The 12,284-nt window shown below is 32.5% G+C and carries 8 protein-coding genes and 1 tRNA gene; 1 reads left to right on the top strand and 8 read right to left on the bottom strand.

All coding sequences use genetic code 11. The annotated features are described in order from the left end of the window. Positions 1–252 precede the first annotated feature (252 nt). From G4D72_RS12530 to G4D72_RS12505, 6 genes are all read right to left on the bottom strand, one after another. Positions 253–326 (bottom strand) — tRNA-Asp (locus tag G4D72_RS12530). Positions 327–412: 86 nt separating this feature from the next. Further along, positions 413–1,339: a DUF58 domain-containing protein gene (locus G4D72_RS12525; protein ID WP_166078070.1), complete on the bottom strand. Its 927-nt coding sequence runs from the start codon at positions 1,337–1,339 to the stop codon at positions 413–415. A gap of 108 nt (positions 1,340–1,447) precedes the next feature. Then, positions 1,448–1,765, bottom strand: a complete 318-nt coding sequence (gene trxA, locus G4D72_RS12520; RefSeq protein ID WP_166078069.1) for a thioredoxin — start codon at positions 1,763–1,765, stop codon at positions 1,448–1,450. Between the two features lie 116 nt (positions 1,766–1,881). Continuing rightward, on the bottom strand, positions 1,882–2,454 hold the full coding sequence (locus G4D72_RS12515; protein ID WP_166078067.1) for a peroxiredoxin-like family protein: 573 nt from the start codon (positions 2,452–2,454) through the stop codon (positions 1,882–1,884). 67 nt (positions 2,455–2,521) lie between these two features. Continuing rightward, positions 2,522–7,048: a DNA polymerase III subunit alpha gene (gene dnaE / locus G4D72_RS12510; protein WP_166078066.1), complete on the bottom strand. Its 4,527-nt coding sequence runs from the start codon at positions 7,046–7,048 to the stop codon at positions 2,522–2,524. 167 nt (positions 7,049–7,215) lie between these two features. Further along, positions 7,216–7,908 (bottom strand): DUF6252 family protein, encoded by a 693-nt coding sequence (locus G4D72_RS12505; RefSeq protein ID WP_166078065.1) that lies wholly within the window; start codon positions 7,906–7,908, stop codon positions 7,216–7,218. A gap of 103 nt (positions 7,909–8,011) precedes the next feature. On the opposite strand from G4D72_RS12505, the gene G4D72_RS12500 reads away from it, so the two are divergent. Beyond that, positions 8,012–10,360: an endonuclease gene (locus G4D72_RS12500; protein WP_166078064.1), complete on the top strand. Its 2,349-nt coding sequence runs from the start codon at positions 8,012–8,014 to the stop codon at positions 10,358–10,360. A gap of 51 nt (positions 10,361–10,411) precedes the next feature. Here the strand turns inward: G4D72_RS12500 and G4D72_RS12495 are convergent, their stop codons facing one another. Continuing rightward, positions 10,412–11,281, bottom strand: a complete 870-nt coding sequence (locus G4D72_RS12495; protein ID WP_166078063.1) for a pseudouridine synthase — start codon at positions 11,279–11,281, stop codon at positions 10,412–10,414. Positions 11,282–11,362: 81 nt separating this feature from the next. Further along, positions 11,363–12,283, bottom strand: coding sequence for a geranylgeranylglycerol-phosphate geranylgeranyltransferase (locus G4D72_RS12490; protein ID WP_166078062.1), 921 nt, complete (start codon positions 12,281–12,283; stop codon positions 11,363–11,365). Position 12,284 lies beyond the last annotated feature (1 nt).

Raw genomic sequence — 12,284 nt, 5'->3', positions numbered from 1 at the left:
CGAATAATTATATCAGTTGTAAAACCTTTGTAATAAACATTACTTGATGCAGAAAATAAAATATAAACTGTAAATATCATTTGAATATAAAATCAAAAAAGCCTTCCAAAAATGGAAAGCTTTTCATTGGTCTAACTACTAAACCTTTATCCGATTTCTCGGACTAAACAACACAACTACGTTCCTCTTGAAGACCTCAAGATATTTGGACAAAAAAGCATTCCGATTTCTCAGAATGCTTCCCAAATTTTGCGGTCTGGACGGGACTCGAACCCGCGACCCCCTGCGTGACAGGCAGGTATTCTAACCAACTGAACTACCAAACCGTTGCTGTAATGCGAGTGCAAATATAGAACAGTTTTTTTTATTTGCAAACCTTTTAGCAAAAAAAATTAAACTTTTTTTTGCCATTTTACCCAAACTTCTGTTTTTCAACTAAATATGTCGTAATAATTTTTTCAAATTTTTCATCAACTGAAACCGGAACATACTTGATTTTGTATGCTGCACAAGTATTAGAAATGTTCTCGAAATAGTTTTGGACTACTTTTTCGTAACTTTCTTTCATATTTTCGGCAAATAAATTGACTTCTTCACCTGTTTCTACGTCAATAAACTTTCTCGGTGTGTTATCAAAATTGAAATTTAACTCCGTTTTCCCGTCATAAACATGAAACAAAACCACTTTATGTTTGTTATGTTTTAAATGTTGTAAGGCTTTAAAAAGTTTCTCATTATCTTCTCCAATGAACATATCTGTAAACAAAACAATCATGGAACGTCGATGTACTTTTTCGGCAATTTGATGTAAAAAAGTAACCGTATCCGTTTTTTTTGACTCTTTTGGATGATTTAAAATTGTTTCGAATTGATTTAAAATCATTCTGTGGTGGCGCTCACTTCCTTTTTCTGAAGCATAATACTCATAACTATCTGAATATACAGAAACTCCAACCGCATCGCGTTGTTTTTTAAGTAAATTCATCAATACTGCTGATGCTAAAATTGAAAATCCGATTTTACTTTCAGAAAATAATTGATTATCTTTTAACTTTGGATAATGCATCGATGACGAATTATCAATAATTAAATGACAACGCAAATTCGTTTCTTCTTCGTATTTTTTGGTGTATAATCTATCGGTTTTCGCAAATAACTTCCAGTCGATATGTTTGGTGCTTTCGCCTTGATTATAAATTTTATGTTCGGCAAATTCGGCAGAAAATCCATGAAACGGACTTTTATGCATACCAGAAATAAAACCTTCAACGATTTGATTCGCTAAAAGTTCTAAATTTTTAAATTGTGATATTTTTTCGAGTTGCGATTCTAAATTCATATCGTAAATATAAAGTTTTATTTTCGAAGTTAAAAAGAAACATAAAAAAAGGTTTAGTCTCGTTTTAAAAACGAAACTAAACCTTAGACTAAATTATTTACTTAACTATTATAACAAAGCGTCAATAGCGTCTGTATAGGTTTTCTTAGGCGCTACACCTACTTGTCTACCAACTACTTCTCCATTTTGGAAAACTAACACTGTTGGAATATTTCTTACTCCGTATTTAGCAGCAAATTCTTGATTCGCATCTACATCTACTTTCCCAACGATTGCTTTTCCTTCGTATTCTGTAGCTACTTCATCAATAACTGGTCCAACCATTCTACATGGTCCACACCAAGCTGCCCAAAAATCTACTACTACAGGTTTATCTGATTTTAATACTACTTCCTCAAAAGTAGCATCTGTGATTGCTAATGCCATATTTTTTTTTTTAATTTCTTTATAAAATCATTTGTTACTGCGAAAGTAAAAAATATATTTTAGCTGAGAAAAAAATTATGATTTCTTTTAGCTATTAAGTGATTAGAAAAATCAATTTATAAGTTTTTTAACACGCTTAGCAATAAATCGCCTTTTAACCTTTTAGAATAATTCGGATTGATGTACATAAATTCAATTTCTCTATTTGCATCTAAAACATAAACCGTAGGAACTGGCAAAAAACCCGGATTCTTACCTTCAGAATACTTGTCTAATTTCGGTTTATCTCTTTTAAAAGCTATGCCTAATGCCTGAGAAAATTTCCCATCACTATCAGAAAATAACTGATAATTTAATTTATCTTCTGTAGTAGTTTCTTTTAAAAATTTAGGCGAATCTGGACTAACAGCCACAATTTGATATCCTAATGCTAAGATTTGAGATTCAATTTCCTGCATATCCATTAATTGTGCATTACAATACGGACACCAACCGCCACGATAGACAATTAAAACTGTTTTTTTATTAAATATTTCTGTTGTGGCTACAGCCTTATCATCGACAGAAATTAAATTTTGATTTGGAATTTTTTCACCAATTAATAAAGGCGAAATCGCTTCTGCAGTTTCTGCAATTTGAGCAGAACTTATTCCGGAAATGGCTAATAAGATAAAAAGTAACTTTTTCATGTTTTTTGTTTTTTTATTTATAGCAAAGTTCCGTTATATTTTGAGAATGAAATGTTAGCTAACTGACTTAATTCAATTTAAAATTGATTTGCATTTTTTCTAAACCTTCTAATAACTCTTTCGAAATATTTATTTTTAATTTTCTACTTGGCATTTCCAATTTGTTTTTGATAATCGTCTCTTCGATTTCTTCCATTTGATTTTCTACGATTACTTCAGTCGTGTTTTCTACCTCATCATCAGAATCGATTACCGTTTCATCTTGCAATTCTTCGTCAATTTCTATTTCTCTTTTGACAAATCGTTTGACTTTTTCTAATTCTAACAATTCGAAAGTTACGTTTAAATCGCCTTGGTGATCAGAAAAAAGTTCATTTAACTTCGAAATTAATTGCTCTTTTAATTCTTCAATTGGCAATTGAATGGTAAGTTTTTTAGCAAAATCTGGCAACACATCTTGCAAACTTTGCATGTGTAAAAAGTTTATTCTTGGATCAGATTTTTTTCCTGTTTCTTTATTCGCCCAACCTTCTTTGACGAAAATTTTGATGAATACAAACTGATTTTGAACCAAATAATGACGGAATTTTAAATATTCTTCATTAAATATTCTGAATTCGAAACTTTCTTCGTAGCCTTCAATGTTAAAAGTAGCCCAACCTTTATTTTGTTGTGTGGTTCGATGTTGCACGTTCGAAACAATTCCGCCGAATGACAAGTTTTTACCAACCAAAGGCTCTAAATTATTCAGAGCTTGCAACTTCGTATTGCAGAAATATTTCATTTCAAATTTATAATCGTCTAAAGGATGACCTGAAATGTAAATTCCAACTACTTCTTTCTCTCTCGATAATTTTTCTAAGGTATTCCATTCTTCGCAAGGCGGCACAATAGGTTCCGCAATTTGAACATCCGAAGTGTCACCAAATAAACTTACTTGAGAAGAATTTTCGTTTTCTTGAAACTTAGCTCCAAAACGCATGGCTTTTTCTAAAAACGTAATATTATCTCCATCCGAATGAAAATATTGTGCGCGATGCGTGTCGCCAAATTCATCAAAACCACCAGCCAAAGCTAAGTTTTCGAATGCTTTTTTATTGGCAGCACGTAAATCGATACGTTTGGCTAAATCGAAAATAGATTTATAACGCGCTTCTTTTCTGCATTCCACGATAGTTTTTACAGCATTTTCACCAACACCTTTAATTGCTCCCATTCCGAAACGAATGGCATTATTGTCATTTACTGTAAATTTGTAAAACGACTCGTTCACATCCGGACCTAAAACTTCTAAGCCCATACGTTTACATTCTTCCATAAAAAACGAAACCGATTTGATGTCGTTCATATTATTAGAAAGAACAGCCGCCATATATTCTGCAGGGTAATGCGCTTTTAGATAAGCCGTTTGATAAGCAATCCAAGCGTAACAAGTGGAGTGCGATTTGTTGAACGCGTAACTTGCAAAGGCTTCCCAGTCGGTCCAAATTTTATCTAATTTTTTTTCATCATGCCCTTTTTCTTTGGCTTGTTCGATGAACTTAGACTTCATTTTATCTAGAACGTCTTTCTGTTTTTTACCCATAGCTTTACGAAGTACATCCGCATCACCTTTAGAAAATCCTGCTAAAGATTGCGACAAAAGCATCACTTGCTCTTGATATACCGTAATTCCGTAAGTTTCTGCTAAATATTCTTCACAAGCATCTAAATCATAAGTAATTTCTTCTAAACCATTTTTTCTTCGAACAAAAGACGGAATGTACTCTAATGGTCCTGGTCGATACAATGCGTTCATCGCAATTAAATCTCCAAAAACGGTTGGCTTTAAATCTTTCAGATACTTTTGCATTCCAGGCGATTCGTACTGAAAAATACCAACTGTTTCGCCACGTTGGAACAATTCATACGTTTTTTTATCATCGATCGGAAACGTATCTGGATCTAAATCTATATTTCGTTTATACTTAACTAACTTAACCGTATCTTTTATAAGCGTTAAGGTTTTTAATCCTAAGAAGTCCATTTTTAATAAACCCGCACTTTCTGCAACGGCATTATCAAATTGGGTTACGTATAAATCTGAATCTTTTGCTGTAGTTACGGGTACGAAATTGGTAATATCATCAGGCGTAATAATCACACCACATGCGTGAATTCCTGTATTTCGTAGAGAACCTTCTAATATTTTGGCTTGTTGAATGGTTTCACCAGACAATTCCCCTTGATTTGCGATTTCTATTAATTCTTTAACTCGGTCAAATTCATCAGAACGAACTGCTTTTTTAACTTCTTCTTCTTTTTCAGAAAGAAAACGTGCCAAATTCCATTTTCCTGGCATCATGGCTGGAATTAATTTTGCAATTCTGTCTGCTTCAAACAAAGGCAAATCTAACACACGAGCCGTATCACGAATGGCCGATTTCGTAGCCATTTTACCATACGTAATAATTTGCGCTACTTGATTGGAACCGTATTTTTTAATTACATAATCCATTACTCTACCACGACCTTCATCATCAAAATCGATATCAATATCGGGCATCGATACACGGTCTGGATTTAAGAAACGCTCAAAAAGCAAATTGTACAACATCGGATCAATATTGGTAATCCATAAGCAATACGCTACTACTGAACCTGCTGCAGAACCACGACCTGGTCCGACAGAAACGTCCATTTTTCTCGCTTCAGCAATGAAATCTTGTACAATTAAAAAATATCCCGGATAACCTGAATTACTGATTGTTAACAACTCAAAATCAATACGTTCTCTGATTTCATCTGTGATTTCCCCGTAACGTTTTTTGGCACCTTCGTAGGTTAAATGTCGCAAATACGCATTTTCTCCTCGAACACCATTATCGTCTAGATCTTCTGGAACTTGAAATTCAGCTGGAATGTCAAATTTTGGAAGTAATACATCGCGCGAAAGCGAATAAATTTCAATTTTATCTACAATTTCTTGTACATTACTAATCGCTTCCGGTGTTTGCGGAAACAATTGTTTCATCTCATTTGTTGACTTGAAATAGTATTCCTGATTTGGCAATCCGTAGCGATAACCACGTCCACGACCAATTGGCGTAGCTTGTTTTTCACCATCTTTTACACATAACAAAATATCGTGAGCATTGGCATCTTCTTTATTGATGTAAAATGTATTATTCGTAGCAATTAGTTTTACATCATGCTTCCTAGAAAATTGAATAAGCGTAGTATTAACCGCTTTTTCATCTTCTTGGTTGTGATTCATTAATTCGATGTATAAATCGGCACCAAATTGTTCTTTCCACCACAACAATGCTTCTTCTGCTTGATTTTCTCCGATGTTTAGAATTTTATTTGGTACTTCACCATACAAACTTCCTGTTAAAACAATAATATCGTCTTTATATTGTTTGATTAATTCTTTATCGATACGAGGCACATAATAAAAACCATCCGTGTAAGCTTTCGAAGACAGTTTGGCTAAATTATGGTAGCCGTTTTTATTCTTTGCTAAAAAAACTACTTGATAGCCATTGTCTTTATTTGATTTGTCTTTGTGATTGTTACATACAAAAAACTCACAACCTACAATTGGTTTGATTATGGTTTCTGTTGGTTGCTCACCAGCTTCAACTAACTCTTTATTTTTAGCTTCTGCAGCTTTATTGTGATTTAAAATTCCACTTACAAATTGAAATGCTCCCATCATATTACCAATATCGGTTAGAGCGACAGCTGGCATTTTTTGCTTGGCCGTATTTTCAATTAACTTTGGAATAGAAATCGTTGATTGTAAGACCGAAAACTGTGAATGATTATGCAAATGAGCAAAAGCTACGTCTGAAATATCTTCCAAATCTTCAGGTAAAATTTGAATATCGTTTGGAAGTTGTTGTTGTAATTTTTCGCGTAAACTTGCCGAAGCTTGTTTTAAATTAACGTGCTTTAACCCAATCGGTTTAATCTCTGGATTATTAGTTCTGAAAGCCGTGTAATATTCTTCCGAAACTGGTAATTCGTTGGAATTGAAGTTACCGCGTTTCACTAATTCTAAAAAACAACGAGTGGTGGCTTCTACGTCTGCAGTGGCGTTATGAGCTTCTGCGAATTTTTCATGAAACAAATATTCGTGTAATTCAGTTAAAGTAGGTAATTTAAACTTTCCACCACGACCACCAGGTAATTTTAACAATAATGCGGTAGTTTCAGTACAAGTATCTAAAACAGGCATTTGAGTTAAATCTGTTACAATTCCGAAACGATGGAATTCACAACCCATTATATTGACATCAAAACCAACATTTTGACCTACAATGTATTTTGCTTGTGATAAAGCAATATTAAATTTTTCTAATATCTCACCTAAATCGTGCCCTTCTTGTTTGGCTAATTCTGTAGAAATACCGTGAATTCTTTCGGCGTCAAAAGGAATATTATAACCTTCTGGCTGAATTAAATAATCTTGATGCTCGATAAGATTTCCCATCTCGTCGTGTAATTGCCATGCAATTTGTACGCAACGGGGCCAGTTGTTTATGTCTGTAATTGGCGCAGACCAACTTTTGGGCAAACCTGTAGTTTCGGTATCAAAGATTAAATACATGTATTGAGGAATTAGTGAATAGTAAATAGTAAAAAGCGAACTGATTACTAATTTATATTATATTTCAAAAGTACAATTTATCTTTTTTTGAGACAATTATAGTTATTAACAAAAACAAAAACCACTTCATAAGGAAGTGGTTTCATTGTATATAAATAAAGCTTTAATTAAAACGCTGGTACTTTATAAAAAGTTCCTTTATTAAAATTAACTACATTCCCATTATCATCAACTGCATTGAAAGAAAAAGTTCCAGTATAGGCGTTTCCTTCAATTTTTTCAATTTCTACTACACCATTACTTTTCATGATGTTTAAAATTCTAACTGTTGCATTTCCATTTCCACCATTTACAGTAACTATGTCTCCTGCTTCATAACCAGTTCCTCTGCTAGCTATAGTTGCTGCTGTAACAGCTCCAGATGCATTAGTTGTTATTCTTAAAGTCAAACCATTTCCAGATCCGCCAGAAGTATTAACATTATTATCATTTAAAGCTGCATAACCTGATCCTGCGTTAACAATTCCGCCTAATTTGAATACTGGCCCATCTATAAGAGAAGTCTCATAAAACAAAACCGCTCCTTCATTATTATAAGAATAGGTTGCATTGGTAGTCTGATCAATTGTACCTAAATTAAATATCCCAACTGAATTTGGAACAGTTATAGAAACTAATTCTTTATCTGTATACGCATTTATAGATACTGTACCTCCGGGATTAACCGTTACTTTTGAATCATCTGCACGCCAAAAAACATTGTCTTTTTCACCTTGAAAAGAAGGAGAACTGGTTCTAACATCGTTTTCACAAGATATTAGTAAAAATGTAAGGACAACAATTGAAAATATTTTTTTCATTTTTAAAGTTTTTTGAAAGATGTACAAATATATATTATATTTTTTTACAGCAATGTAAAATTTAAAAAAAAATTATATCTTGCATACCCCAAATCAAAACGTTATGAAAAAACTTATACTTTTATTATTTATATCATGCTTCAGTTTTGCACAAATTCCTGCTTATTATAGTTCAATAAATTTTAATCAAACAGGAAACACTTTAAAAACTGCATTAGGAAATTTAATTACCTCTACACATACCAATAAAATAAGTTATTCTCCAGGAGTTTGGAATGCTTTACAAGCAGCCGATTTAAATCCTAACAATTCTGGCGAAGTGTTGCTTTTGTATGGATATAATGATACAGATGCTATTTCCAAAAATGACAGATTAGATTTAGTAGGAAACATATGTAGTGGAAGTTGCCCGGCAGGATCTTGGAATAGAGAACATGTTTATGCAAAATCATTAGGTACTCCTGCTCTTGTTGATGGAGGAAGTGGAGCAAGTAGTGATGCCGGAGAAGATGCGCACCATATTAGAGCAGCAGACGTTACTTTCAATGCAGACAGAGGTAATAGATTATTTGCAGATGGTGAAGGTGATGCTGGAAATGTTGGAATATACTGGTACCCTGGAGATGAATGGAAGGGCGATGTGGCCCGTATGATGATGTACATGTATTTACGTTATCCTACGCAATGTTTAGCCACAAATGTTGGAAGTGGCGCTACAACTTATAATGTTGATATGCCAGACATTTTTTTAGAATGGAATGAAGAAGATCCGGTTAGTCAATTTGAAAAGACTAGAAATAATGTTTTACAAAGTATACAAGGAAATAGAAATCCGTTTATAGATAATCCTTATTTAGCTACAATGATTTGGGGAGGACCTCAAGCACCAGACGCTTGGAATACCTTAACTTGCCCTACGACAACTACATGGAACGGCAGTTCTTGGAATAATGGTATACCTAACAAAAACGTAAGAGCTATAATTTCTGGAAACTACACCTCTATTGGAAATTTAGATGCTTGTAGTTTAGACATCACAGGAACGGCTCAAGTCCTATTACAAAGCAATCATATTTTTACAATTGCTAGAGGGATTAATGTGGCTTCAACAGCCAATTTTACAGTACAAAATAATGCCAACTTAGTTCAAATCAATAACATTACAAATACTGGAAATATTACAATATTAAAAAATAGTGCCAACTTATTGCGATTGGATTATACCGCTTGGTCTTCTCCGGTAGGCAATCAAAATTTGTTGAGTTTTTCACCACAAACTCTAACAAACAGATTTTACACCTACAATCCAGGAGCAACCACTACACCTACAGCTTACACTGCTATTAATCCAGGAACAAATAGTTTTGCAATTGGTAAAGGATATTTAATTAGAAGTCCTAACAACTGGTCATCTTCAACCGCAAGTTCATACATTGGACAATTTATAGGTGTTCCAAATAATGGCGAATATTTCATCCCCATTCCGTTAGGATATAATTTAGTTGGAAATCCATATGCTGCCTCAATTGAAGCAAATCATTTTATTGCAACAAATAGAACCGTTGAAAACTTATATTTTTGGACACATACCACACAAGCTAGTGGCGGAATGTATACGGTGAATAATTTTGCTTCTTACACAACTTTAGGAGGTGTTGCTTCAGCCGCTGGTGGCGCAATTCCTGATGGTTCTATCAAACCAGGACAAGGTTTTTATCTGTACACTTCGGAAAACGAGACTGCTTGGTTTCATAATGCTTTAAGATACAACACTATAAACAATCAGTTTTTCAGACAAAATAACAGTAAAGATGTTTTTCGATTAAACTTATCAAGTGCTGATAAAAACTACAATCAAATTCTTGTAGGATATACAGATAAAGCTACAGATGCATTTGATTTAGGTATCGATGGAAAAATATTTGAATATGATGAAGCCATGTTATATTCTATCATAGATAAAGAAAAATACGTAATTCAAGGAAAAGGCAATTTTACAATAAACGACATTGTGCCTTTAGGTGTAAAAATTAAAAACAAAGGATTATATACTATCTTTTTTGAAAACAAAGATGGCGTTTTTTCTTCTCAAAAAGTATATTTAAAAGATAATTTCACGGGAAGTACTTCTGATTTATCTGAGCCTTATAGTTTTATGTCTGAAGAAGGCATTTTCGACAATCGATTTGAAATCATATACAAAAAAGAGAAAAACATTACAGTTTCTACAAACGATATATTTACACTATCCAATGAAAACTCAATAACAGTAATTTCTACACAAAAAGAAATAGCAGAAATTATTGTTTATGATATTCTTGGAAAAGAAATAAAGAAACAAAATGGAAAAGCTACAGATTTTGAAATTCCATTAAACAAAAACAATCAAGTATTACTTTTAGATATTACTTTGAAAGACGGAAGTAAACATCATAATAAAGTCATTCACTAAAAAAAAGTCCTGATAAATTAATATCAGGACTTTTTTTATGCTTTTATTTTCTTAGTTATTTTTCAGATTTACCACTTCTTGTTCGGTTAAAACTCTCCAATTTCCTCTTGGTAGATTTTTTTTAGTTAAGCCAGCAAAAACAACACGGTCTAATTTAATAACATTATATTTTAGATGTTCGAAAATGTTTCTTACCACTTTTACATTGGATGTTTTCATTTTAACGCCAATTTCACTTTTCGCTTCACCTTCAATATAAGTTACCTCTTCTACATAAACTCTGTGCCCTTCAATAGTTAATCCGTTTTGAATTTTCTCTAAATCTTCATATTTCAAATTTTTATCTAAAGAAACCTGATAAATTTTAGACGAACGTTGATTTGGAGTAGTAAATTTTCTAACCATATCAGGATCATTTGTAAACAGCAACAATCCCGTTGTGGTTTTGTCCATTCTTCCCACAGGTTCTAATTTTACATTTGAAGGTGACTTAATAAGTTGTAAAACATTATTCGCTCCTTGATCGTTTTTATCTGTTGAAAAATTCTTAGGTTTATTTAAAAGAATGTACTCTTTTTTCTCAGGAGTAATATTAACTCCATCAAAATTAACTACATCCGTTAACTTTACTTTATGCCCCATTTCTGTAACTACCACTCCATTTACTTTTACATTACCACTTTGAATGTAAATATCTGCATCTCTACGACTACAAACTCCTGAATTCGCAACATATTTATTCAATCTGATTTCGTCTTTATCAGATTTAATTTTAACTGGTTTTGGTTTGTCTGTTCTCGCAAATTTATTTGCAGGTTTGTTTCCTGAAGAAAAAGATTTTCCTGATTCGTTTTTCTTAAAATCTGGTTTTTTACTTTCCGAAACTTTACCGCTTCTTTTTGCTCCTGACGATTTTCTCATGCTATTATTTTTTTGCAAAGGTAGTCAAATTAAGTTAGATGTACGAAATTAGAAATTATAAGTCCTTCTAAAACAAATTAATTAATTAACCAACAGTAGCTTTTGTCCGTTTTCAATTACTGTTGGCTTAATTAAAACGATACAAATAACTCCTGCTAAAAGTATAATTTTTAACAAGAAATGCAGTTTTATATAATCTACTTTACCTTCTGACTTCCATAATTTCAAAACAAATATCAACAGTAAAATATAACTGATGTAAAAGTAAATATCCATATAACCAACATCGTATACATTGATTAAAAAATAGACAGGAACAATAGTACCTAACAACAAAAGCGAAATGATTTTCTTAGTAAAATTTTCCCCAAAATTTACTGGAATAGTTTGATAATTGTTAGACAAATCTCCTTCAATATTTTCTAAATCTTTAATCATTTCACGGATTAGAATAATTAGAAATAAGAAAATGGCATGAGCAAAAATTACTTGATAGAAATTTTTGAAATACAGTAAAATTCCAAAAAAAGGCAAAACAGCTAATAAGGAAGCCGTAATATTTCCAACAAAAAGTATTTTTTTTAGTTTGTGCGAATAAAACCAAATGATAAAAATATACACGGAATAAAATAAAGCAGCTCTCCACGATATAATAAAACCCAATAAAGCCGAAAAGAAATTTAAAGTAAAATAAACCTGAAGTTGGGTTTTTTGACTCACTAACCTGTCTAAATATGATTTTTTAGGACGATTAATGATGTCTTTTTTCGCATCGTAAAAATTATTGATAATGTAGCCACCAGCTATGGCAAAAGTAGAAGCGATTACTAAAAGGAATAATCTCCAATCGAGAATAACATCTAAGGCTCTTCTTTCTGGAGCCAATATATATATGGCTGATAAATACTGTGCAAGCGCAATTACAAACACATTATAACCACGAACTACAGAAAAAAAACTGAAGATTTTGGTAAGAAATAATTTAGAGTTGCGGCTTAGCATT

Origin of the sequence: Flavobacterium difficile, assembly GCF_011392115.1 — a bacterium.
GTDB classification, from domain to species: domain Bacteria; phylum Bacteroidota; class Bacteroidia; order Flavobacteriales; family Flavobacteriaceae; genus Flavobacterium; species Flavobacterium difficile.
This window is presented reverse-complemented; position numbering and strand designations above follow the sequence as displayed.